Source organism: Liquorilactobacillus mali, from assembly GCF_001437155.1.
GTDB classification, from domain to species: Bacteria; Bacillota; Bacilli; order Lactobacillales; family Lactobacillaceae; genus Liquorilactobacillus; species Liquorilactobacillus mali_A.
Genome location: NZ_JQAR01000009.1, coordinates 1 through 24180 on the forward strand (window position 1 = coordinate 1; position 24180 = coordinate 24180).

A 24180-nucleotide genomic window follows, 5' to 3' on the forward strand; every position below is an offset into this window, starting at 1 on the left:
AACCAAAGATTTTTCCAAACCGGCCTTTATTATGGAGACTTATGTCACAGCCTCTTTTATTTTTGCTACTTAGTTGGAGACTTTACAAAGTAGTTCAATCCATTTACGAGCAATAATCCGACTACCATTGCAAAGAGCCCGCTAAATAGTGGTGAAAATGTACCACCTGAAAGAGCGGCACTGATATAGCCAATGACTTCACCATAGATGAAGCCCCAAAATAAAATCGTTAACTGTTTAGCCATCTATGCAACACCTCACAATATAACTGTAGTTTAGCACATTTTTTGTAATTTGGCACTCCTTAAAAAGGTCCAAGATGTTTTTTTTAGAGAGTATTGCTATAATGTTAGATAAGAGTAAGGGGTGAATAATATGGGTGGTGCAGCACTTCAAGTGATTAGCAGTTATAGTTTGCTGCAAAGTTCAATTCGATTAAAAGATGTCATTAAAAGTGCTAAAGAAAAGGGATACACAGCACTAGCTTTAACAGACATAAACGTTATGTACGGAGCCCTTTCATTTTATGATGCATGTCGTGTTGAAGGAATTAAACCACTTATAGGGATGACATTAGAGACATCCACCGACAAAAAAGAAACACTGATTTTAATTGCTAAAAATGAGAATGGGTATCACAACTTGATTCAGATTTCGACTCAAAAACAATTGTTGCTTGCAAAGAATAATCCAGAGTTCATAATCAAGAAAAATGCTGCCCTTTTTGAAGATATAATTACGATAATTCCCCCTGAGGATAGTTTTTTTGTCAACAAGCTATTGGATGGAGAGAGCGAACTTGCAGGGAAATACCTGAAACAAGGTAGAAATTTGTTGAAAGAAAATTTGTATATTGGAATAAGTGCAGCGACATCAGATGCACTGTATGATAAAGTATTGCAATATGCAAATGAAATGGATATTAAAACTGTTGCTGTTGAATCTGTTAAGTATTTAGAAAAGAATGATTTATTTGTTTGTAAAGTCATGGATGCAATTAAGCAGAACAAACAGCTAGACAGCAAAGAATTGCAGTATGCAAATAATTTGAATGGTACTTCATGGCTAAAACCGTTAAATGACATAAAACAAGACTATTTAGAAAAAAATCGTTTTGAAGCATTTGAAAATATGATTTCTCTGACTAAACGAGTTGATTTCGCTTTTTCGCCAAAAAGAGTAATACTTCCAAAATTCCAAACACCACAAGGCATTAATGCCAATATTTACTTGAAACAGCTTTGCAGTAAAGGAATGCAGGGAAGAATGCGAGATCAATCGCGGAACATAATTGAAAAATATCTGGGAAGAATGAACAAGGAACTAAATATCATTAAGAAAATGGGATTTGCAGATTATTTCTTGATTGTTTGGGATGTCACAAATTATGCCCATGAACATGGGATTTTGGTTGGCCCCGGTCGTGGTTCTGCTGCTGGTTCGCTGGTTTCGTACCTCCTAGGAATTACAGATGTTGACCCAATTAAATACAATTTGCTTTTTGAACGTTTTTTAAACGAAGAACGTGCACAAATGCCCGATATTGACTTGGATATTCCAGATAATCGACGACAGGAAATAATTGAATATGTTAATAGAAAATATGGCGAAAACCATGTGGCACAGATAATCACTTTTGGGACATTTGGTGCAAAACAGGCTTTGCGCGATGTTGCAAGAGTAATGGATTTTTCGCAAGTAGAAAGTAATAGTTGGAGTCGTGTAATTCCCAGTCAATTGGGAATTACATTGGCAGATGCTGAGAAGAAATCTATTCAGTTGCGGAATTTAATCAACGAAAATGAGCGCAATCAGCTTTTATTTAAAACTGCACTGCTACTGGAAGGTCTACCTAGACATTATTCAGTTCATGCTGCCGGAGTGATTCTAAGTGATGCAGATCTGAGAAAAGTTGTGCCATTGCAAATGGGTAACGATGATGTTTTGCTGACACAATATACTAAAGATGATGTTGAACGTGTAGGATTGCTGAAAATTGATTTTTTAGGTTTGAGAAACCTAACGATTCTAAATAGCACATTGTCTGGAATAAAGAGAAATTTTGGTCAAACCGTTGATATAAATAAAATTTCATTGAATGATGAAGAGACACTTCGGCTTTTTCAAAGGGCCGATACTAGCGGTGTGTTTCAGTTTGAATCATCCGGTATTCGCAATGTTTTGCGTAATCTTTACCCAACTTCTTTTGAGGATATTGCTGCTGTCAATGCATTGTTTAGACCTGGTCCTATGGAGAATATTACGCACTTTATAGCTCGCAAACATGGTAAGGAGAAGATTGTTTATCCAGATAATTCGCTAATTCCAATCCTGAAGAATACGTATGGAATTTTAGTTTATCAGGAGCAAGTTATGCAAGTTGCTTCTATAATGGGTGGATTTACTTTAGGGCAAGCCGATATATTGCGAAGAGCAATGAGTAAAAAGAAGGCTAGTGTAATTGAGGAATTGAAGTCCAAGTTTGTCGATGGTGCCGTAAAGTTGGGATATTCTCAAAAAAACGCAGAACGAGTCTATGATTATATCGAACGTTTTGCTAATTATGGATTTAACCGTTCGCATGCCATTGCATATTCTAAAATAGCATTTCAGCTTGCTTATTTAAAAGTTCACTATGCTGCGCCATTTTTTGCAGCAATTTTGAATTCTGTTATCGGTGACAGGATAAAGACAAGGGATTTTATAGTTGAAGCAAAGCAGCATCAATTAAAGATTGAGACTCCCAATATAAACAGAAGCAATTATTATACTTTTTCTGGGAAAAAGAACTTGATTATTGGTTTGGGTAACATCAAGACCTTGCGCAGAGATTTTATCAAAGAAATCATCGAAGAACGTAAGAGCACCGGTCAGTATAGTTCATTTGATGACTTCATAAGAAGAATTAATCACAAATTTTTAAAAGAGGAACCACTTAAGGCTTTGATATATTCTGGCGCTTTTGACTCATTTTCTGAAAATCGTGCAACTTTACTGGGCAATCTTAGCAAAAAGATGAGCAATGTTGAGTTGAGTGGAGAGAGCAGTGAGTTGTTATCACTGCTAGCACCCAAGCAGGAAAAATATACAGAACTTCCCTTGGAAGAGATTTTAGCTGGAGAGCAGAAGTATCTTGGTATTTTCCTTTCGGCTCATCCAGTAGAGCAGTTTGCAGAGGTTGCACAGCTGCATAACGCAAAGATGATAGCAAATGTTCACGAAAATGAGAAGCAGCAAATTTTGTGTTTGGTTAAGAAGATAAAAGTAATTAGAACAAAAACTGGTCAACAGATGGCTTTTTTAACGGTAGAAGACCAGACAGGCGAAATCGAATTGACGCTTTTTCCAAGTATTTTTGAAAAGATTGATGATGACTTGCAAACAAATCAGGTTTATCTTGTTTCTGGAAAGAGTGAAAAACGCAATCAAAAGATACAAATTATCGTTTCAACGATGGTTTCAGCTGAAAGTTTGAAAACAGAAATGAAAGGGAGGCTATTTTTAAGACTAACCGAAAATGATTCAAGCAGTATAAACAAACAACTTTTGAAAATATTACAGTTACATGCTGGAAAAATTCCAGTTGTCCTATATGAGGAGAAAAAAGCTGTGAAATGGGTTTTAGACGAAAAGTACTGGGTAAACAGGTCGTCAGAATTAGAAGAACAGTTAATAAAGTTGATTGGAAAAAACAACGTTGTCTTTCAAAATGAAAACAAATGAAAATATCATGTGATAAATTGAATTTAATTTGTAATTTTACAAGACATTTACTCCTAAAAGTGATACTATAACCCTTGGAGAATGTGTTGTTCCATTATATTTACTTGAGGTGAAAAAAATGAAACGCATAGGTATTTTAACAAGTGGTGGAGATGCTTCTGGGATGAATGCTGCAGTCCGTTCGATTGCTCGTTCAGCTATTTCAGCGGGCCTAGAAGCTTATGGTATTAATTATGGTTTTGCGGGTTTGGTTGCTGGAAATATTCGTCGATTAGAGTCAAAGGATATGGATGGCATCATTGATCGTGGTGGTACAATTTTATATTCAGCTCGTTTCCCTGAATTTGCGGAAGAAAAAACGCAGCTTAAGGGAATTGAACAGCTTAAGAAGTTTGGAATTGATGCTTTAGTTGTGATTGGTGGAGATGGATCTTATCATGGCGCCGAGCGTCTTACACAGCATGGCTTTAATTCAATTGGTGTACCAGGGACTATTGATAATGATATTCCAGGTACTGATTTTACAGTTGGTTTCGATACAGCTGTTAATGTTGCGCTTGATGCGCTTGACAGAATTAATGATACGGCTACTTCTCATCAGAGAACTTTCGTTGTCGAAGTCATGGGCCGTGGTGCCGGTGATATTGCACTATGGGCAGGGATTGGTGCTGATGCTGATGCAATTGTCATTCCTGAGCGTGAGTACGATGTTAAGGAAATTGCGGAACATCTTAAACGCAACTATGAGAATGGCAAAGAGCATGGCCTGATTGTTTTGGCTGAGGGTGTCATGTCTGCAGCTGATTTTAAAGAGCAACTTGATCAATATGGTGATTTTGACAGCCGTGCGATCACATTGGGTCACGTACAGCGCGGTGGACGTCCAACTGCAAAAGATCGTGTTCTTGCAAGCATGTTTGGCGATTATGCTGTCCGTCTCCTGCTTGAAGGAAAGGGCGGTTTAGCGATTGGTATCAGAGATAACAAGCTAGTTGCAACTGATATCATCGATACCTTAGAGAACCATAAGCATATTACAGACGTATCATTGCTTGATTTAAATGATCGTCTTCGTTTCTAATGCACTAATAACTTTGTAAAGAATTGACATTAAAGTCGTCTTTAAAAATTATTCAAAGGGGAGATTTTACTCATGAAGAAAACCAAGATCGTAAGTACACTTGGTCCAGCTAGTAATAGTTTGGAAACAATCGTTAAGTTAATCGAAGCAGGTGCCAACGTATTCCGCTTTAACTTTTCTCACGGTGATCATGAAGAACATTTAGGACGTATTAAGCTCGTTCATGAAGCAGAGAAGATTACAGGAAAAATGGTTGGTATCATGCTTGATACCAAGGGTGCCGAGATTCGGACAACTGTTCAAAAAGAAGGCAAAATTCATTATGAAATCGGCGATGTAGTTCGTATTTCAATGGATAGCTCTATCGAAGGAACTCGTGAGAAGATCGCAGTTACTTATCCTGGATTGATTGATGATGTCCACGTAGGTGGTCACGTATTATTTGATGATGGTTTGATTGACATGCAGATCGAAGAAATCGATCAAGATAAAAAAGAATTAGTATGTAAAGTTTTGAATGCTGGTGTGTTAGGCTCACGTAAGGGTGTTAATGCTCCTGGTGTTTCTATCAACTTACCAGGTATTACTGAAAAAGATTCAGATGATATCCGTTTTGGTTTAGATAACGAAATTAACTTTATTGCAGCAAGTTTTGTTCGTAAACCAGCAGATGTTTTAGATATTCGTGAATTACTTGAAGAAAAACATATGGAACACGTACAAATCTTCCCTAAGATTGAATCACAAGAAGGTATCGATAATTTTGACGAAATCATTAAGGTTTCAGATGGTTTGATGGTTGCTCGTGGTGATATGGGTGTTGAGATTCCTGTAGAAAATGTTCCATTGGTTCAAAAGACATTGATTAAGAAATGTAATGCTCTTGGCAAACCAGTTATTACTGCAACTCAAATGCTTGATTCAATGCAAGAAAACCCACGTCCTACACGTGCTGAAGCTTCAGATGTTGCCAATGCTGTTTTTGATGGAACAGATGCAACAATGCTTTCTGGTGAAAGTGCTAATGGTGATTACCCAGTTGAAGCAGTTGCAACAATGGCACGTATTGATATTAAGGCTGAAAACACATTGCGCGAACATCATACATTTTCAATCAATGACTTTGATAAGACAGATGTAACGGAAGCTGTTGGCCGTGCCGTTGCTGAAGCAGCTAACAACCTCGGAATTAAAACAATTGTTGCTGCTACTAAGTCTGGTCATACAGCACGTATGATTTCAAAATACCGTCCAGATGCTGATATTTTAGCCGTAACATTCGACGATCGTACTCGTCGTGGTTTATCAATCAACTGGGGTGTTCATCCTGTTCTTGCAGAAACACCTGCTTCAACTGATGACATGTTTGCCTTGGCAACAGAAAAGGCTAAAGAAGCTGGATTTGCTAAGGAAGGCGACTTGATCTTGATTACTGCTGGTGTTCCAGTTGGTGAAAAAGGAACAACAAATGTTATGAAGATCCAATTGATCGGTTCAAAGCTTGTTTCAGGTCAAGGTGTTGGTGATGAAACAGTTATTGGAAAAGCTGTTGTAGCTAGTTCAGCTGCAGAAGCAAATAAAAATGCTGTTGAAGGCGGAATCTTAGTTACAAAAACAACTGACAAGGAATACTTGCCTGCTATTGAAAAATCAAGTGCTTTAATCGTTGAAAACGGTGGATTGACATCACATGCTGCTGTTGTAGGTATTTCTATGGGAATTCCTGTAATCGTCGGCGCAGAAGGTGCAACATCATTGATTTCAAATGATGAAGTTGTAACGGTTGATTCACGTCGTGGAATCGTTTATCGTGGTGCTTCAAGCGCACTTTAGGATTCTGAGATTAATTTTAAATAAAGAGAATAAGTGCTATAAAAGTTAGTTTTTCTAAATTTGTTGCACTTCTCAATAGGAAAGTTGTACCAGGAAAATTAATGGTACAACTTTTTTGTTTTGTCAGAATATTAAGAATGTATAGACATCAGATAGAATATTTTATAAATGATATTTTTTGTGAGAATAACTTGTCGCTTTCCCTGTTTTTACTGAGTAGGGCCAGATATTAATTAGCAATTTATAATGGTTTCGGGTAAAATAGGTAACGAATATATACATTGGGGTGGAAGAATGGAAAGTTGGATTTTTTTGGGAATTATTTTCTTGGTGGCTTTATTTGCAAAGAATAATTCACTTACAATTGCTGCGGTAGTTGTTTTAGCGTTGAAGGCAATCCCACTTACGAATAATTGGATGCCAGTAATACAAACAAAGGGTATCAATTGGGGTGTAACAGTTATTTCAGTTGCTATTCTCATTCCAATCGCTACTGGACAAATAACTTTTAATGACTTGATACAAATTTTCAAAACACCTGTAGGACTTATTTCAGTTGCATGCGGTATCTTGGTTGCAGTATTGTCCCGTCAAGGGATTTCTTTGCTGGCTGGTTCTCCTCAAGTGACAGTTGCCTTGGTGATTGGTACAATAATTGGTGTCGTCTTCTTGCGAGGAGTCGCTGCTGGACCTGTAATTGCTTCAGGAATTGCTTATTGTATAATGAGTTTGTTACATGTGAGTCTTAACTAATGGAGGAAAATAATGGAAAAAGATAAAATGATTGGCCACATTATAGAAGCCCGTGTAACTGATCAGAATGATGATTTTTATTTTTTGCAGTGTGAAGGAACAACTTTTAGATTGGCTAAAGAAGAATCTGAATCGGAACTAGTTAACGGAAGCTTGATTTCTGGATTTGCATATGAAAATGAGGATCATGAACTGCAGATAACAAAGAAAATTCCGACCAGTCAAATTGGGCGCTATGCATTTGGAGAAGTTGTTTCTAGTCGACGCGACTTAGGTGTATTTGTTGATATCGGATTACCAAATAAGGACGTTGCGGTTTCACTTGATGAACTTCCTGAATTGACAAACCTCTGGCCCAAAAAGGGCGATAGTTTAATGATTGCTCTTAGAGTCGACGCAAAAGGACGCCTTTGGGGAACAATTGCAAGCGAAGAAATTTTTAAGGGTATTTCTGGCAAAGCGGATGATAGTATGAAAAATAAGAATGTTGAAGCAATTGCCTACCGCTTGAAGTTGGCAGGTACTCATGTCATAACTTCAGATTTCGAATTAGGTTTTATTCATCCAAGCGAACGAGACCGCGAACCACGTTTAGGAGAACATCTCAATGCACGAGTGATTGGAATCAGGACGGATGGAACACTGAATCTTTCATTGCGCAGAAGGGCATATGAGGCTATCAGTGATGATGCACAGATGATTTTAGCAGCATTACAGCATTCTGAAGGTGTTCTAAGTTATACCGATAAATCTACACCAGCAGATATTAAGGATTATTTTGGAATCAGCAAGGGCCAATTCAAACGTGCTGTCGGACATCTTATGAAAGCTGGATTGGTAAAACAAACTGATGGGAAAATGTATCTTAACGAAAAATAACCATTTGGTGTGAGAAAGAAGGAGTTAATGTAATGGAATTTTTGGAGACACGAATAACTGACATTGAATCCCAACTTCATCAGGCTGGTTTGAAGTTAACACCACAAAGACGTGCTACTGTCAGCACCCTTTTACATAATTGTGAAAAGCACCTCTCCGCCGAAGAATTATTTACTCTTGTACGTAAAAAAGAGACTGATATCGGCTTAGCTACTGTTTATCGAACACTTGAAATTTTGTTTGAACTTGGGATAGTGAACAAGATTAATTTTGAAGATGGCATGTCGCGCTATGATTTAAGGTTATCTGATCAGGGACATTTTCACCACCATTTACTTTGTAAGGTATGCGGTAAGGTTCAAGAGGTTCATGAAGACTTACTTTTAGATGTTGAAGAGGAAGTTAAAAACAAATTTGGTTTTGAGGTAACAGATCATCGCTTGATTTTTCACGGTATCTGTGCGGACTGCTTGGCAAAGAAAAAATAGGGCCGGTAGAGCAGCAGTAATGAGGGTGAGTTTATCAAAAATACTATTTTAGATTATATACATTATTTAAAAGTAGAGCGTGGACTTTCTGAAAATACGGTTAGCAGCTATCAAAATGACTTGATGCAATTTATAGCCTTTCTTGAAACACGAAAAATTGATAATTTCACAGTTATTACGAGACAGATTATTGTTGATTTTCTAGAATTAGAATCCAATCAGCAAAAAGCTACAAGTTCGATAGTACGCTCTGTGACTAGTCTAAGAAAATTCTTTCAATATTTGGTTGAAGAGGGTATTATTCAAAATGATCCAATGGAATTAATTGACGCTCCCAAAAAGAGTGAACATCTTCCAGAGGTACTTTCAACATCTGAAGTTGAAAGACTCTTGAATTCACCCGATACTTCAAAGCCTCTTGGCATCAGAAATCGTGCCATCTTAGAATTGATGTATGCTACTGGATTGCGTGTCAGTGAAGTGATCAATATTCAGCTTGCGGATTTGCATCTGAGTTTGGGATTGATTCAAACAATTGGAAAGGGACAAAAAGAAAGAATAGTTCCAATTGGAGATAAGGCTATTTCGTGGGTTGAGAAATACTTGAATGACATTCGTCCTAGGTTATTGAAGAAACAGCAAAGTAATTTTTTGTTTCTAAATCATCATGGAAGAAAGTTGACAAGACAAGGTATATGGAAAAACTTGAAGGCAGATGTTTTAAGGGCAGGGATTGAAAAGAATGTTACGCCGCATACACTTAGACATTCATTTGCAACTCATATCTTAGAAAATGGGGCAGATTTGAGAATCGTTCAGGAACTTTTAGGACACTCAGATATCTCAACGACTCAGATCTATACACATTTGTCAAAGAGAAGATTAGCGGAAATTTACGGAAAATATCATCCACGTGCTTAGAATAAATTGTTTAAAGAATAGAATTATGATAAAGTTGATGCAACTTTACTTATTAATACCTTTTTGAGACCACAGGAGGTCATCATGCTTTATAAGTATAAAAACGATTATGAGAAAATTACGATGGGATTACTTTCATTTATCCCAGATTTGAAGGAGTACTCACATCTAAAAACTGAATTGAATTGGTACAGTGGTGCTGATGAACGTTGCCTTTATCTTTGGAAGAATGATAATGGCGACTTTATTGGGGTTATTGGTGTCGAGATTTCGGATGATATCTTGATGGTACGCCATATTGCAATAACACCTGCAGAGAGAAATGAGGGCGTCAGCTTTGATATGCTTAGTGGATTGTGCAAGCTATATCCAGGAAGAAAGATGATGGGGAGCCTTGAAACGGCTGGACTAATTACAAAGTGGGAGCACCGTAATAATGGTAACTAGTTTTGAAAACCAGAAGCTGACCTTCAAAATAAAAAGTTTTGAAGGTCCTTTGGACTTGTTATTGCACCTTATAAAACAGAATCAAATGGACATTTACGACATTCCAATGACAGAAATAACTTCGCAGTATATTGAAAAGCTGCATCAAATGCAGACGATGGAGCTCGATATAGCTGGGGAGTATTTGGTGATGGCCTCCACATTGTTAAACATAAAAAGCAAGATGCTCTTGCCTAATCATGATGAGTTGGAAGATGATGAGACGATCGATGATCCAAGACTTGAACTTGTTCAACAGCTTTTGGAACATCAATGCTATCAAATGGCAGCTGAGAACTTGGATGAGCTTTTTGAGTCAAGAGCACTACATTATACTAGAGAACAGGCTGAGAAACCAGATGACACGCGTAAAGTGCTACTGAGCGGCAGCCAGCCTGCAGTGCTCTTGAAACAGACCTTTGTACGACTACTGGCCAGCAAAAAAACGGTCATTGCAAAAAAGGGAAGCATTAGGAAAGAACACTTTACAATTGAGGGGGAAATGACAAATATTCTTTACCGTTTACTGAAGAATGATTCTATTTCTTTTGATTCTTTGATTATTGAAGAAGAAGTACAAGTTGAGAAAATTGTAACTTGTTTTCTAGCGATGCTGGAACTAGTAAAAAGAGGAACAATCGAGATAATTCAAAAACAGAGTTTAGATACCATTATTTTGAGGAGTGTAGTTAATGCAATCAACAATTCAAGCAGAGATTGAAGCTCTTCTTTTTGTTGCAGGAAATGAAGGAATATCCTTGGCCCAGCTCTCACAATTGACTGGACTGCTAAAGCCAGCTGTGATGGAGCAAATCGGTCTTTTAAATAAAAAATATGCGGAAGATCAAAGTTGTTGTCTTGAAATAATTACAACTAATGAGTTCTATCGCTTAGCCACTAAGAGCAAGTTTGCAGATCTTTTACGGGATTATTTTGAGGCCCCTAATATGTCAGCTCTTTCACGGGCAGCATTAGAAGCACTTGCAATCATTGCGTATCAACAGCCTGTTACACGTATACGTATTGACGAAATTCGTGGTGTTAAGTCAAATGGATCAATTCAAAAGTTGCTGGCATTTGAATTGATTGAAGAATCAGGAAGGCTTGATGCGCCAGGTCGCCCTATCTTGTATAAAACAACAGAGAACTTTTTGAATTATTTTGGTCTGCATTCGTTAGATGAATTACCACCTTTACCAGAGATATCTGAAGAAGAGGGTATGCCGAATAATGGAGAACAAAACTTATTAGACTTATTTAATGAGACCCTCGAAGATGATGAATGAAAAATAGGAGAAACAAATATGGAATCAAATGAACGTTTACAAAAGGTTATGGCAAATGCGGGTGTAGCTTCTAGGAGAGCATCTGAAAAGATGATTTTGGATGGCAAGGTATCTGTGAATGGCAAGATAGTTAAGGAACTTGGCACAAAGGTATCAAGCAGTGATATAGTTGTAGTTGCTGGAAAAACTCTGGATACAGAAAAAAAGGTATATTTTCTTTTCTACAAACCACGCGGAGTTATTACCGCAGTGAGTGATGATAAGGGACGGAAAGTCGTAACCGATTATTTTAAGAACATTGAGCAACGAATTTATCCGGTGGGCAGACTTGATTATGATACTTCTGGATTGCTTTTGATGACTAATGATGGTGATTTGGCCAACAAGTTAATGCATCCAAGAAATAAGGTTGATAAAACCTATGTTGCCAAAGTTTCGGGTATACCAGAGAATGATGATTTTAAAAAATTGCGTTTAGGTGTGACGATTGAGGGTAAAAAGACCGCACCTGCAAAGGCAAAACTACTATCAGCGGATCAGAAGAAGAACAAGGCTCTTGTTTCCTTAGTAATTCATGAAGGCCGTTATCATCAAGTAAAAAAAATGTTTGATGCAATCGGTCACCCAGTGGAGAAGTTAAAGCGTGAAACGTACGGTTTTTTAACATTGGATGGTTTAACCTCTGGGGATTATAGAGAATTAACGCACGATGAAGTTTTACGCCTTAAAAGTAAGTAAATAAATAGTTGCATTAATGTGTAGATAATGCTAAAATTCAAGAGTAACAAAATAATATGGTTTATCTTCAGGGGCAGGGTGAAACTCCCGACCGGCGGTGACAGTCCGCGACCTGCATTTGTGCAGTTGATTTGGTGTGATTCCAAAACCGACAGTAAAGTCTGGATAAAGAAGATAGGGCTTGTTTGATTATAAAAAGTCAATTGAACCCTGTTGGTCTCTGATCAGCAGGTTTTTTTGTATTCTCAAATAAGACCCGTGAAGATGAACATCAGGAGGTTTTTTTGATGGTCTATACAGCTACACGTCGTTATGTTATTTCTGCTAGTTTAGCGGGTATTTCATACTTATTGATGTTCTTGTCTTTTGTGGTAGTTCCGCTGGTTCCTTACATGAAAGTTGATTTTTCGGATTTACCAATTCTTTTTGGCATGTTTATCTTTGGACCGCTTGGAGGAATTGAGATTGCTTTGATTCGCTCAATTCTCTATTTTCTAATTTCTGGTCCATCAATTGATAGATTGATTGGGGTAGCAACGAATTTTATTGCTTCGATGACATTCGCATTGCCAATTTTTTACGCATTACGTAAACGCTATGATGCAAGTGTCTGGAACATCGTCCGTTCTATTTTCTTGGGGACATTAAGCTTAACTGTAATCTTATCGTTAGCCAATTATTTTGTAATTATGCCTTTGTATATGAGTGTTTTAGGGATGAAGTTATCCATGCCACTAGCAAAACTTGTTTTAATTGGCATTGTTCCTTTCAATTTAATTAAAGGGGTTTTGGTTGGAGCAGCATTTTGGATCTTGTTTGCTAAGATGAAAGAATGGCTTGTTAAGCAATCAATTGTTCTGAAATAATCTTAATAGATAATTTTTTACGCAGGGTTAGAAGTAAAAACTTCTAGTTCTGCTTTTTTGTTGTGAACCAAGATTAGATACAATATGCGAATGATAATCATTGGAAATAAATAATACAGTTGACTCCATTTACTTTTTTATTAATCTTGCAGATAATATTAATGATACTGACTAAACATATATTAATAATGTAGAATAATCGTAGGATGTATAGGGGAGGTTAATTCTTGAACAATAATAAGTGGCTGTTTTTCTTTTCGGATATTCAACCAAGAAGGCATGCAGTGATCAGGCAAGTGCTAAGTAATAAAAGAACTGTTTCAAGTCTATATTGGGGAATGCAGTATCACATTTTAGATTGGCTGAATGTTGAACCTGAATTAGATGAAAAGCAATTTGATTTGCAAATAGATAATCTGTGTGAAAAAGGGTGTCTTGCTACAACTTCGAAGGGTCTTATCTTATCGGCGTCTGGAATTATTCAGAAAAAGGATTATCAAAAAAAGAGTTATGTAATAACTGAACCATCGCTTTTTCAGCATATAAATGAGAAACAATGGCTTGAACTCTTGCCGTTATTGATTCAAGTAATATCTGAGCTATCGTATCATAATCATCGTTATTACGTGGTTGGTTCCTCAATTAGAGCTCAGTTTTTCTTTAAGAATTGGTATCAAAATATTGCGAATAAGAATGAGCTTGCTAATAGCTTAAAACAGTTACTTAAACTTTTTTTAGGGCGTTTTCCACAAGAGCAGTCCAATATTTTTATGGCACTTTTCAGTGGACATGAAACTATCGGAAAGACAGCTGAACAAGTTGCAACCATGCTTCCAAGGTTCTCTCATGAAGATGTTATTTCATTGTGGAGAGATTTAAGCATGCAATTTGCATTTTTTCTTCTAGAGAGCGACTCTATTTTTAGACAGTTAGTCGTCCCGCTAAGTACTATGGAAAAACTATCCAAAAGTGCATTAATCACTTACCAACTATTCAATGACGATCTGAGCATAGAACAAATCGCAGAAAAGCGTAGATTAAGGGTGAGTACAATTAAGGAGCATTTGTTGGAAAGTGCAATTCTACGTGAAGATTTTGTATACCATAGGATTATAACTGCTGATGATTACAGCATTATGACGAGTACTCTCACAGGCAAGGCAATTGACTGGGATTATAAGCAGTTGGACGATCACATTGAGTTTTTCAAATTTAGATTATTTCAGATTGAAAGGAGCAAAAAAATTGAATAATTTGCAATTAAATCAACTTTTAAAGCAATATTTTGGATATTCTGAGTTTAAAAAGGGGCAGATTGAGATTATCAAAAACCTGCTTGCAAATAATTCAACATTGGGTATTCTACCAACAGGAACAGGTAAATCCTTGTGTTATCAGTTAACTGGCAAGATTATTAAGAAAACAGTATTGATAATATCTCCCCTTTTGTCTTTGATGAATGATCAGGTAGAACAATTAAAATATAGCGGTGAGAAAAAGGTTGTAGCATTGACGTCCGAATTGTCGTACAACGAGAAAAACTTTATTTTGAACAACATAGCATCTTATTCATTTATTTATGTATCACCAGAAATGTTAAAAAATGATAAAGTTGCACTTCAATTATCAAAAATAGACATCGGGCTCCTAGTTGTTGATGAGGCTCATTGTATTTCACAGTGGGGGCCTGATTTTCGCCCAGATTATTTGCGTATTAAGAACTTCCGTAAATTGTTACATTGTCCGCTTACACTGGCTTTGACTGCGACAGCAACAAGTGAAGTTGCCCAGGATATAAAAGCAAATTTATTTGATAGTAGTGAGACTCCGCACGTAATCCGTTATTCTGTTGATCGTCCTAATATTTTTTTGGCTGTACACGAGTCACCGTCTTCAACAGAAAAGAATAGATACTTGATAGAATTGATTTCCCAGCTTAATGGGCCAGGTTTAATTTATTTCTCGAGTAAGAAACAGGCCGATAGAATTAGCGAGATGATCAGGATAAAAACTAATTTGCGTGCGGCGTCATATCACGCAGATTTAAGTGTAATGAATCGTTATACAATACAGCATCAGTTTATGGAAAATCAGTTAGACATTGTTTGTGCTACTAGTGCTTTTGGAATGGGAATAAACAAGCAGGACGTGCGCTACGTCATACACTATCATCTACCAAGTGACTTGAGTAGCTATGTGCAAGAGATTGGGAGAGCTGGCAGGGATGGAAAAAGAAGTATTGCAGTCTTACTGTATTCAAAAACAGATATTGGATTGCAGCAACAGCTTAGCATAGACAGTTTGCCCGATGATATTGATATTGATAATTTTAATACTGAGAGTGAGTTTGATGACCTGTCCAGTAAGGGTAGAGTATTGCAGTATTATTTTGACCAAAATATAAAAACTGACAAAATTAAAGCAATTTTTTCTAAGAGACGTAAGGAAAAATTAGAGAAATTAAATGTACTATTGCGATATATTACAGATGATGGATGTAGAAGAAAATATTTACTAAAGTCTTTTGGAGAAAATGTGATTCCCGAGCATAACGAAAGGTGCTGTCAGTTAAAGGGAGAACAATTGAATTTAAATGAGTTTAAGTTTGAAAAAAAGGAATATAAAAAGGATTCACTGGTGAACTATAGAGTAATTCTTGAATCTTTTTTTAAGACTTAGTGATTAAATGTAATTCTTAAGTAAAGAACTATGACTTGCTGTGGTAACGTATGGTAGAATAATAAATGATTATTTGAGGGGGAAATTTTCATGAGTCGTAAAACTCCGGACCAAAAACAGCAACCTTGGGATAAATCTTTTGACGATGCTCGTGACAATAGTGGAAACTATTCACGGACAGCTAGCCGAAAGAGTAACCGAGCAAATAGCGTGTTAACCACATCATTATTAGTTGTGTTCATTGCAATTATTTTAGGAACAGTTGCACTTTATTTTATTTCGCAGAAGACTTCACAGTCTTCTTCGGGAGGTAGTGACAATGTAGGTGTAGTTGAATCAAGTTCGAGCAAGAAGAGTAGTAGTAGTTCAAAAAAAGAATCATCGTCTAAAAAGAGCTCATCAAGTTCAGTCGCTGAGTCATCTTCTTCTGAGTCTACTAAAGAGTATACGGAAGCAGAAACTTCAAGCAGTTCAAGTGAAGTGGCGACAACAGCATCGAGTTCCAGTGAAACTGCAGATTCGTCCAGTGCATACAGTACAACATCGAGCTCTTCATCATCGGCCAGTGCTCAGTATGTCACAGTTGCTGCTGGTCAGGGAATCTATCGCGTGGCGGTCAATAATGGATTGACCGTTCAAGAGCTGCTTGAGCTGAATCCAACATTGAGCTCAAGTTCAACACTTACTCCAGGTGAGTCAGTTCGTGTCAAATAGTGTGGCCTTAATAAACACATAATCATAATAGAGATAGAAAATAATATTTTCATGGAGAGGTTTAGTCAAGATGGGGAAGTTATTACAAGTTGCAATTGATGGACCGGCTTCGGCTGGAAAAAGTACAGTTGCAAAACTTGTCGCGCATAAATTAAATTACATATACTGTGATACCGGTGCAATGTATCGTGCTGTCACTTGGGCGGCAATTCATGATGGAGTTCAACTTGATGATGAAGAATCATTAGGGGCAATTTTGGACAATATCAATATTAAGTTTGTGCCATCAGCTGATGGACAAAGAGTTTTTGTGAATGAAAAAGAAGTGACAGAAGAAATTAGAATGCCTGAGATCAGTAATAATGTGTCTACAGTTGCTGCTCAGGTTTCGGTCCGCAAGTATCTTACAGATTTACAGCAAAAGATTGCACGTGACGGTGGAATCGTAATGGATGGTAGAGATATCGGAACAACTGTCTTGCCCAATGCTGAAGTTAAAATCTTTATGGTAGCAAGTGTAAAAGAAAGAGCGCTGAGAAGATACAAGGAAAACATCGAGAAAGGCATCCAGACACCGCTTGAGATTCTTGAGCGAGAAATAGAAGAGCGCGATCGTAAAGATTCTACCAGAATAATTTCGCCGCTTGTAAAAGCTGATGATGCCGTTCAATTAGACACAACAAGCCTAACAATTGAGCAGGTTGTTGACAAAATAATGAAAATAATTGGAAAAAAAGCTTGAAATCTCACTAAAAGTGTATTTTAACTGGAATTTTTGATTGAATTCAGCTAGAATAGAGATTAGAGTTGAGTCGTTAAGGAGGACATGGTCCATGAGTGAATCAGATGCAAACAAGGATTTATTAGAAGCTTTAAATAGCGTAAATGAAGTAAAAATAGGTGATGTCGTTAAGGGCGAAGTTTTGGCCATTGATGATGCTAAACAAGTGATTGTTGGGATTGAAGGAGCAGGTGTTGAAGGTGTAGTTCCATTTAAGGAACTTAGCTTGAAACCTGATCAAGAGGTGTCAGATGACGTAACTATTGGTGATGTGATTGACTTGGTAGTTATTTCTCGTATTGGTTCCGACAAAGAAGGCGGTAGTTACTTATTATCACAACGTCGTCTTGAAGCACGTAAAATTTGGGATGATATTGAGAAGAAGTTTGAAGCTGGCGAGACGATTACTGCTCCTGTAACACAAGTAGTTAAGGGTGGTCTAGTAGTTGATGCCGGTGTTCGCGGATTTATTCCAGCATCAATGGTTGATGATCGTTTTGTTGAAGACTTGAATCAATACAAGAATCAAGAACTTGAACTCAAGATCATTGAAATTGAACCAAGTGAGAATCGTTTAATTCTTTCTCATAAGGAAATTGTTAAAGCAGCTCGTGAGGCTAAGAAAGCAGAGACATTAGCAAAATTAGTTGTGGGTGATGTTGTCGAAGGAAAAGTTGCACGTTTAACAAACTTCGGTGCATTTGTTGATTTAGGTGGCGTGGATGGATTAGTTCATGTTTCAGAAATCTCATACGAGCGTGTTAACAAGCCTTCCGATGTACTTAAGGTTGGTGAAACTGTTAAGGTTAAGGTGCTTTCAATTGATACAGAAAGAGATCGTATTTCACTTTCAATCAAGCAAACCTTGCCACAACCATGGGATAATATTACAGAAAAAGTTGCTGAAGGTGATGTACTTGAAGGAACAGTCAAGCGTCTTACAAGCTTTGGTGCATTTGTAGAAGTATTCCCTGGTGTTGAAGGCCTTGTGCATATTTCTCAAATTTCACACAAGCATATTGCTACGCCAAATGAAGTCTTGACTTCCAGCGAAAAAATTAAAGTGAAAGTCTTAAATGTTCATGCTGACGAGCATAGACTGGCACTTTCAATCAAAGCACTTGAGGAAAAACCAAGTGCTGCTGGTGAAGCTAAGAAAGAGGCATCTTCAGAAGAAAAAGTTGATCTTCCAGATGAAAGTACGGGCTTTACACTTGGTGACCTTGTTAGTGATTTGAAGGATGAGGATCATCAAGATTAGTCACTTGGTTGTATGTTTTTCTAGTATGATAAATCTAGTAGTTATTCTTTAGCACGGAAACGGTAGATTGTTGAACAAATCTATCGTTTTTTTGCTGATATAAGTATATTTTAATTTCAAATAGAAAAGAGGGATGCAAAAATGGCAAATCCAGTTGTAGCAATTGTTGGTCGACCTAATGTTGGTAAATCGACTGTTTTTAATAGAATCGCGGGAGAAAGAATTTCTATTGTTGAAGATGTTCCCGGAGTCACGAGAGATAGAATTTATGCACATAGTGAGTGGCTCGGGCAGAAGTTTAATTTAATTGATACTGGGGGAATTGATATTGGCGACGAACCATTCCTGACCCAGATTACAGAACAAGCTGAAATTGCAATTGATGAAGCTGATGTAATTGTTTTTGTTGTCAGTGTTCGAGAAGGAATAACTGATGCTGATGAAAAAGTCGCGCGAATTCTTTATAAATCTGATAAGCCAGTTATTTTGGCGGTTAATAAAGTTGATAATCTCGAATTACGGGGAGATATTTTTGATTTTTATTCACTTGGTTTTGGTGAACCACTAGCTGTTTCCAGTACACACGGGATAGGTGTGGGTGATTTGCTTGATAAAATCTGTCATTCTTTTCCAGAAAATCAAGCTGAAGAAGAAGATAAAACAATTAAATTTAGTTTGATTGGTCGTCCTAACGTTGGGAAATCATCACTTGTAAATGCTATTTTAGGTGAAAATCGTGTAATTGTTTCAAATATCGAAGGTACAACTAGAGATGCAATTGATACACCTTTTATTTCAAGTCAAGGTGATGAATTTACAGTTATCGATACTGCGGGGATCAGAAAACGTGGGAAGGTTTATGAAAATACTGAAAAGTATTCTGTTTTAAGAGCCATGAGGGCAATCGATCGTTCAGATGTCGTATTGGTAGTATTGAATGCTGAAGAAGGAATTCGAGAACAAGATAAAAAAGTTGCAGGTTATGCTCATGAAGCAGGACGTGGCATTATTATTCTTGTTAATAAATGGGATACACTAAAGAAGAATAATCGTACAATGACAGAGTTTGAGGAAAAAATTCGTCAAGAATTTCAGTATCTTAGCTACGCGCCGATAATTTTTGTTTCAGCCGTGACGAAACAAAGGCTAGATAAGCTACCTGCTTTGATTAAGCGGATCAATGAGAACCATCAACGAAGGATTCCTTCAGCTGTATTGAATGATGTGATCATGGATGCGATTGCTCGTAATCCTACGCCAACTGATCATGGCAAGCGTCTTAGAGTCTTTTACACGACACAAGTTGCGGTTAAACCACCTACATTTGTTGTCTTCGTTAACGACCCTGAGCTAATGCATTTTTCATATCAAAGATTCTTAGAGAATCAGATACGTGATTCGTTTGATTTTACTGGTACTCCTGTTCATTTAATTGAACGCAAGCGTAAATAGTTTTAATTAATTGGCCAATATGTTAGACTTAATATTCTATTGATATTTAGCACCTATCAGAAAGGTTAAATTTTTAAAAAAAAGGTGAAAAACCTTGTTATATTAGGCTTTATATGCTATCTTATTTAAAGAGATAATGATTTGTTAGTCATTGTTTCGTCATTACGACAAGGGCGAAATTACGCCAACGGATATTTAGTTATCTGTGCCTATTTCTTCGTATGAGGAGGTGAAACACATGGCAAACAAAGCACAATTAATCGAAACAGTTGCAACAAAGACAGGTTTGACAAAAAAAGATGCAACTACTGCTGTTGACGCAGTTTTTGAAACAATTCAAGCTACATTGGCAGAAGGCGAAAAGGTTCAATTGATCGGATTTGGTAACTTCGAAGTGCGTGAACGTGCAGCTCGTAAGGGTCGCAACCCACAAACTGGTAAGGAAATTCAAATTCCTGCAAGCAAAGTACCTGCATTTAAACCAGGTAAAGCTTTAAAGGATGCTGTTAAATAAGCATTAAGCATTAATACTTATTCGTCAGGAGCTGTATCAAAACTAAGGTTTTGTTACAGTTCTTTTTTTGTTAAAATATAGCAACCAACCTTGTGAATGTAGTATAAATTTTTGTTTAATTGCCATGTCTTCACAGTCTTATTTTATAGTTTTCTACACAGAATTTATTAAATAAACGGATGAAAAAAGGGGAATTTATGAATCATTATGAAGGTGTAATTAATTTAATCGAAGAGGGAAATATTGAAAAAGCGACTCAAGTTTTTGAACAGGTCCTCAAAGAAGCAGATCCAGATGACATTTATAGCCTAGCAGAGGAATTATATATGCTGGGATTTTCTGATTTTGCAAAAAAAGCCTATAAATCACTTCTGGTCAAGTTTCCAGATGAAGATATTTTGCGTGTACAATTGGCAGATCTTGCAGTCAGTGATGGGCATGATGATGAGGCACTTGAATATTTATCCGCAGTTAAGCCAGATTCTGATGCATATGTAAATTCACTTTTGGTTGCAGCAGATTTGTATCAGACGCAAGGATTACTGGAAGTCAGTGAAAATAAACTTCTTGAGGCATTAAAGATTGCTCCGAATGAAGAGGCAGTTATTTTTGGACTAGCTGAATTTTACTTTAATACTAAGAAATTTGGTAAAGCGATTGAATTGTATCTTACATTGGTCAAGTTGGGATTTACTCAGTTAGCAGGTGTTTCAATGGTCCAGCGCCTTGGGCAGGCATATGCAGAAGTTGGTAAATTTGAACAGGCACTAGGGTACTTCGAACAATTAGAGGACGAACAGATTAGTCCTGATACACGTTTTCAGATTGCGTTTACGCAGCTTCAAGTCAAGAATTACGAAGATGCCATTGAAAATTTCAAAAAACTAAAAAAGGATAATAAAGATTACACGACACTGTATCCATTTTTAGCGACTGCATATGAACAAATGGGATTTTTACAAGATGCACTTGAGACACTTCAAGAGGGACTGCGGGTAGATCAATACAATATTAAATTATATGAGAAAGCTAGCTCGATTTCTTTGAAGCTGCAGCAGCCTGAAGAAGCACAAGAATATCTGGAAAAAGCTCTTGAACTGGAACCAGACAGCCTAACATTAGTAATTGAACTCAGTAATTTACTAGTTAGCCGTCAAAAGTATCAAGAAACAATTGATTTTTTGAGTTCATTTGTTCAAAATGACGAGATAGATCCTCAAATTTATTGGAATCTAGGTAAGTCATACGGTGCATTAGATAATGATGAATTAGCACTCAAATACTATCAAGCTGCAAGTCGGGTATATGATGATAATCCAACATTTCTCAGAGAATTTGCTATTTTAAATCGACGTGTTGGAAATCTCGAAGAGGCTCGTCAAAATGTTGCTCTTTATCTTAAGCTTGTACCTGATGATTTAGAAATGCAGAACTTTGAAGATGAATTACTTGAGGATTTTTAGCAGAAACAATAATAGTGTGCCATGAGACGCGATTTTAGTGTTTTATGGCACACTATTTTTTTCATCTTTAGGTCTGAATGTGAAACAAGAATATGAAAGTTATTAAAATTTTAAACTAATAAGTACTATTTTCATTTTAAAAGCTGACTTCTGTATAATCGCATTAGATCATTAAGGAGAAAACGTTATTTTTGATTTTTTACTTATTTTCAAAAAAAATTATTAAGTATTTTATAATTTTTGTCCTTTAATAAGGAACATATTTATGTAAGCGCTATCCAAATGGTGGGGTTATCATAATAACTGTGGAGAGGAGCATGACAATGATAACTGAATATAACAAAAAAACATTAATTAAATATTTTTTGAATCATCGTGGATTTATTTCGGGATTTGAATTGTCGGCTTATTTAGGAGTCTCTACTAAGACTATTTCTCGTACTATAAAAAAGATTAATGAAAAAAGTATGGATAGTCCGATTATTGAATCAAAAAGGGGGAAAGGGTACCGATTAAATTATCAGAACTATATGAGTAAAGAAGGAATTATTGAAAATAATAATTCTAATGAACTAACATCTGTTGAGCGTCGAAATGAAATTGTTAAACAATTATTAATTTCGTCACCCCAAAAACAAAATATAAATAGTGTATTTGGAAGATTTTATATTAGTGAATCTTTAGTGTCAGTAGATTTAAGGATCTTAAGAAGAATGTTACTCAGATATCACTTAAAATTAAAAAGAAGTAATGGTTATATTTGGATTGAGGGTGAAGAGGTAAATATTCGCAAAACAATAACAGATTTATTAGTCACGGATGATGTTACAAGTGTTAATTACTTTCTTCAAACTAATCAGCAGATACAAAAACAAGATGCATCTTTTGTAACAAGACAAATAAATCTAATTGAAAACTCTATGAAGACTGAAATTCCATATCCTTATAATGTTAATTTATTTTCTCATATATATATACTAATCGAGAGATATCATAATGCTGGTTCATTAATAAGTGATGATTACAAGTTAAAACCTAGTGAGGGGAAAGGTGTAGAAAGGGATCCTCATTTTCTATCCATTTGTAAAAAGATAATTGACAATTTAAATATTTATTTAAATTTTAAGCTTCCTTGTGTAGAAACATATTATCTCTACCAATATTTAAGTTCATCAAGAGTACTTGATGAACAGGTAGATATTAAAGAAATATCAGATAAGTTGAAACATGTTACCTTATTTTTGATGAAGGAAGTCTCTAGGAACCCTAAATACCAGAATTTGAAAGGCAAAAGTTTATTTATTAACCTAGCAAATCATATAAAACCAATGTTAAAAAGATTGGAAAATAATATAAAAGTAAAAAATAGTTTATTAGAGCAAATAATTTTAGAGTATCCCGAATTGTTTAGAACTGTGAAAAGAGCAACGCTGAATGTGAGTAACGAATTCCATTTGAAAAAAATTAATGACGAGGAAGTTGGATTTTTAACAGTATATTTTGCACAATCTTTGGAAAACTTGCGACCACCAATTAATATTTTAATAGTTTGTACGACTGGTTTTGGAACTGCACAATTATTAAAAGCAAAAATAAAAAAAAGATTTTCTGAGCTAAATATTGTAAATCTGGTAGCAAGCCATGATTTAAATGATGTCCTAGATAGTAATCCTGAGGTTAATTTAGTTGTTTCAACCATCAATATAGAAAATGTTTCTCCAGTACCAATTTTGGTTGTAAGTGCCATGTTTACAATGGAAGATCAGAGACTTCTTGAAAAAAAAGTCGATAGCATTCGTAAGGAAATGATGATTTGATGAAAAAAATTATTTTATGGGAACCTACTTTTATAAATACAAAAAAAAAGGAACTGATTAATGATGTTGTCGATTATTTGTTAAAGAAGAATTTAATTTATAGTTGTGACGAGGTAGCAAAAGCAATAAATTATCGTGAAAGCCTAAATAGTACAATTATTGCGCACAATTTAGCTGCTCCACATGCGAAAAGCGGAGCGATAAGACAAACGATTTTATTATTTATCAAGTTAAAGGAGGGGGAATTTGTAACAGATTGGACAGAAAACGATAAAAGTATTGATAGATTTATATTTACATTAATTCCTGAAAAATGTAGCTTGAATGACTTGCAAGCTTTAAAGAATTTTTATATTCATTTATCAAAAAATAATGTAATGCAGTTATTTTGTCGTGGGAAAAAAGATGAAATAAGAAAGTTATTATGGGATGAAGGAGATTAGTT

The 24180-nt window shown here is 36.1% G+C and carries 23 protein-coding genes and 1 riboswitch; of the genes, 22 read left to right on the forward strand and 1 reads right to left on the reverse strand.

Annotation, left to right across the window (positions count from 1 at the left end):
• Window positions 1–65: 65 nt before the first annotated feature.
• On the reverse strand, window positions 66–245 hold the full coding sequence (locus tag IV36_RS05460; RefSeq protein ID WP_003690238.1) for a YjzD family protein: 180 nt from the start codon (window positions 243–245) through the stop codon (window positions 66–68).
• A 130-nt stretch (window positions 246–375) separates the two neighbouring features.
• Here IV36_RS05460 and dnaE point away from each other — a divergent pair, with 130 nt between their 5' ends.
• From dnaE to IV36_RS05570, 22 genes are all read left to right on the forward strand, one after another.
• Window positions 376–3723, forward strand: coding sequence for a DNA polymerase III subunit alpha (dnaE, locus tag IV36_RS05465; protein ID WP_056991176.1), 3348 nt, complete (start codon window positions 376–378; stop codon window positions 3721–3723).
• Between the two features lie 118 nt (window positions 3724–3841).
• Complete coding sequence (gene pfkA / locus IV36_RS05470) at window positions 3842–4804, forward strand: 6-phosphofructokinase (RefSeq protein WP_010077819.1); 963 nt, start codon at window positions 3842–3844, stop codon at window positions 4802–4804.
• Window positions 4805–4876: 72 nt separating this feature from the next.
• A complete protein-coding gene (gene pyk, locus IV36_RS05475; protein WP_056991177.1) occupies window positions 4877–6637 on the forward strand; it encodes a pyruvate kinase in 1761 nt (586 codons plus the stop codon).
• Window positions 6638–6931: 294 nt separating this feature from the next.
• A complete protein-coding gene (locus IV36_RS05480) occupies window positions 6932–7390 on the forward strand; it encodes a DUF441 domain-containing protein (RefSeq protein ID WP_056991178.1) in 459 nt (152 codons plus the stop codon).
• A 12-nt stretch (window positions 7391–7402) separates the two neighbouring features.
• On the forward strand, window positions 7403–8269 hold the full coding sequence (locus tag IV36_RS05485; RefSeq protein WP_056991179.1) for a CvfB family protein: 867 nt from the start codon (window positions 7403–7405) through the stop codon (window positions 8267–8269).
• 32 nt (window positions 8270–8301) lie between these two features.
• The gene (gene fur / locus IV36_RS05490) at window positions 8302–8757 is read left to right on the forward strand and encodes a ferric iron uptake transcriptional regulator (RefSeq protein ID WP_056991180.1); all 456 of its coding nucleotides are present in this window, start codon (window positions 8302–8304) and stop codon (window positions 8755–8757) included.
• Window positions 8758–8790: 33 nt separating this feature from the next.
• Complete coding sequence (gene xerD, locus IV36_RS05495; RefSeq protein ID WP_056991181.1) at window positions 8791–9678, forward strand: site-specific tyrosine recombinase XerD; 888 nt, start codon at window positions 8791–8793, stop codon at window positions 9676–9678.
• Between the two features lie 84 nt (window positions 9679–9762).
• Window positions 9763–10125, forward strand: a complete 363-nt coding sequence (locus tag IV36_RS05500) for an N-acetyltransferase (protein WP_056991182.1) — start codon at window positions 9763–9765, stop codon at window positions 10123–10125.
• Window positions 10115–10885 (forward strand): segregation and condensation protein A, encoded by a 771-nt coding sequence (locus tag IV36_RS05505; protein ID WP_056991183.1) that lies wholly within the window; start codon window positions 10115–10117, stop codon window positions 10883–10885. Before IV36_RS05500 ends, IV36_RS05505 begins: the two co-directional genes overlap by 11 nt.
• Window positions 10857–11450, forward strand: coding sequence for an SMC-Scp complex subunit ScpB (scpB, locus tag IV36_RS05510; RefSeq protein ID WP_056991184.1), 594 nt, complete (start codon window positions 10857–10859; stop codon window positions 11448–11450). The genes IV36_RS05505 and scpB overlap by 29 nt, the downstream gene beginning before the upstream one ends.
• A gap of 18 nt (window positions 11451–11468) precedes the next feature.
• Window positions 11469–12188 (forward strand): pseudouridine synthase, encoded by a 720-nt coding sequence (locus IV36_RS05515; protein ID WP_056991185.1) that lies wholly within the window; start codon window positions 11469–11471, stop codon window positions 12186–12188.
• 59 nt (window positions 12189–12247) lie between these two features.
• Window positions 12248–12368, forward strand: a riboswitch (FMN riboswitch).
• Between the two features lie 107 nt (window positions 12369–12475).
• Complete coding sequence (locus IV36_RS05520) at window positions 12476–13054, forward strand: ECF transporter S component (protein ID WP_056991186.1); 579 nt, start codon at window positions 12476–12478, stop codon at window positions 13052–13054.
• 227 nt (window positions 13055–13281) lie between these two features.
• A complete protein-coding gene (locus IV36_RS05525; protein ID WP_056991187.1) occupies window positions 13282–14307 on the forward strand; it encodes a helix-turn-helix domain-containing protein in 1026 nt (341 codons plus the stop codon).
• The gene (locus tag IV36_RS05530) at window positions 14300–15733 is read left to right on the forward strand and encodes a RecQ family ATP-dependent DNA helicase (RefSeq protein WP_056991237.1); all 1434 of its coding nucleotides are present in this window, start codon (window positions 14300–14302) and stop codon (window positions 15731–15733) included. Before IV36_RS05525 ends, IV36_RS05530 begins: the two co-directional genes overlap by 8 nt.
• A 90-nt stretch (window positions 15734–15823) precedes the next feature.
• Window positions 15824–16447: a LysM peptidoglycan-binding domain-containing protein gene (locus IV36_RS05535; protein WP_056991188.1), complete on the forward strand. Its 624-nt coding sequence runs from the start codon at window positions 15824–15826 to the stop codon at window positions 16445–16447.
• A 70-nt stretch (window positions 16448–16517) separates the two neighbouring features.
• Window positions 16518–17189, forward strand: coding sequence for a (d)CMP kinase (cmk, locus tag IV36_RS05540; protein ID WP_056991189.1), 672 nt, complete (start codon window positions 16518–16520; stop codon window positions 17187–17189).
• Between the two features lie 91 nt (window positions 17190–17280).
• Window positions 17281–18489 carry a 30S ribosomal protein S1 gene (rpsA, locus tag IV36_RS05545; protein WP_056991190.1) on the forward strand — a complete coding sequence of 403 codons (1209 nt, stop codon included), beginning with the start codon at window positions 17281–17283 and terminating at the stop codon, window positions 18487–18489.
• Between the two features lie 141 nt (window positions 18490–18630).
• A complete protein-coding gene (gene der / locus IV36_RS05550; RefSeq protein WP_056991191.1) occupies window positions 18631–19941 on the forward strand; it encodes a ribosome biogenesis GTPase Der in 1311 nt (436 codons plus the stop codon).
• 238 nt (window positions 19942–20179) lie between these two features.
• Entirely contained in the window at window positions 20180–20455 is a 276-nt protein-coding gene (locus IV36_RS05555) for an HU family DNA-binding protein (RefSeq protein ID WP_004563421.1), read from the forward strand.
• Between the two features lie 197 nt (window positions 20456–20652).
• Window positions 20653–21918 (forward strand): tetratricopeptide repeat protein, encoded by a 1266-nt coding sequence (locus IV36_RS05560; protein ID WP_056991192.1) that lies wholly within the window; start codon window positions 20653–20655, stop codon window positions 21916–21918.
• 323 nt (window positions 21919–22241) lie between these two features.
• Window positions 22242–23735, forward strand: coding sequence for a BglG family transcription antiterminator (locus IV36_RS05565; RefSeq protein ID WP_056991193.1), 1494 nt, complete (start codon window positions 22242–22244; stop codon window positions 23733–23735).
• Complete coding sequence (locus IV36_RS05570) at window positions 23735–24178, forward strand: PTS sugar transporter subunit IIA (RefSeq protein WP_056991194.1); 444 nt, start codon at window positions 23735–23737, stop codon at window positions 24176–24178. Before IV36_RS05565 ends, IV36_RS05570 begins: the two co-directional genes overlap by 1 nt.
• The last annotated feature ends 2 nt before the right edge of the window (window positions 24179–24180 follow it).

Bases quoted from the DNA above. Each gene is read 5' to 3' on its own strand.
- IV36_RS05460 (WP_003690238.1), bottom strand. From the start codon at position 245: ATGGCTAAACAGTTAACGATTTTATTTTGGGGCTTCATCTATGGTGAA.
- dnaE (WP_056991176.1), top strand. From the start codon at position 376: ATGGGTGGTGCAGCACTTCAAGTGATTAGCAGTTATAGTTTGCTGCAA.
- pfkA (WP_010077819.1), top strand. From the start codon at position 3,842: ATGAAACGCATAGGTATTTTAACAAGTGGTGGAGATGCTTCTGGGATG.
- pyk (WP_056991177.1), top strand. From the start codon at position 4,877: ATGAAGAAAACCAAGATCGTAAGTACACTTGGTCCAGCTAGTAATAGT.
- IV36_RS05480 (WP_056991178.1), top strand. From the start codon at position 6,932: ATGGAAAGTTGGATTTTTTTGGGAATTATTTTCTTGGTGGCTTTATTT.
- IV36_RS05485 (WP_056991179.1), top strand. From the start codon at position 7,403: ATGGAAAAAGATAAAATGATTGGCCACATTATAGAAGCCCGTGTAACT.
- fur (WP_056991180.1), top strand. From the start codon at position 8,302: ATGGAATTTTTGGAGACACGAATAACTGACATTGAATCCCAACTTCAT.
- IV36_RS05500 (WP_056991182.1), top strand. From the start codon at position 9,763: ATGCTTTATAAGTATAAAAACGATTATGAGAAAATTACGATGGGATTA.
- IV36_RS05505 (WP_056991183.1), top strand. From the start codon at position 10,115: ATGGTAACTAGTTTTGAAAACCAGAAGCTGACCTTCAAAATAAAAAGT.
- scpB (WP_056991184.1), top strand. From the start codon at position 10,857: ATGCAATCAACAATTCAAGCAGAGATTGAAGCTCTTCTTTTTGTTGCA.
- IV36_RS05515 (WP_056991185.1), top strand. From the start codon at position 11,469: ATGGAATCAAATGAACGTTTACAAAAGGTTATGGCAAATGCGGGTGTA.
- IV36_RS05520 (WP_056991186.1), top strand. From the start codon at position 12,476: ATGGTCTATACAGCTACACGTCGTTATGTTATTTCTGCTAGTTTAGCG.
- IV36_RS05535 (WP_056991188.1), top strand. From the start codon at position 15,824: ATGAGTCGTAAAACTCCGGACCAAAAACAGCAACCTTGGGATAAATCT.
- cmk (WP_056991189.1), top strand. From the start codon at position 16,518: ATGGGGAAGTTATTACAAGTTGCAATTGATGGACCGGCTTCGGCTGGA.
- rpsA (WP_056991190.1), top strand. From the start codon at position 17,281: ATGAGTGAATCAGATGCAAACAAGGATTTATTAGAAGCTTTAAATAGC.
- der (WP_056991191.1), top strand. From the start codon at position 18,631: ATGGCAAATCCAGTTGTAGCAATTGTTGGTCGACCTAATGTTGGTAAA.
- IV36_RS05555 (WP_004563421.1), top strand. From the start codon at position 20,180: ATGGCAAACAAAGCACAATTAATCGAAACAGTTGCAACAAAGACAGGT.
- IV36_RS05560 (WP_056991192.1), top strand. From the start codon at position 20,653: ATGAATCATTATGAAGGTGTAATTAATTTAATCGAAGAGGGAAATATT.
- IV36_RS05565 (WP_056991193.1), top strand. From the start codon at position 22,242: ATGATAACTGAATATAACAAAAAAACATTAATTAAATATTTTTTGAAT.
- IV36_RS05570 (WP_056991194.1), top strand. From the start codon at position 23,735: ATGAAAAAAATTATTTTATGGGAACCTACTTTTATAAATACAAAAAAA.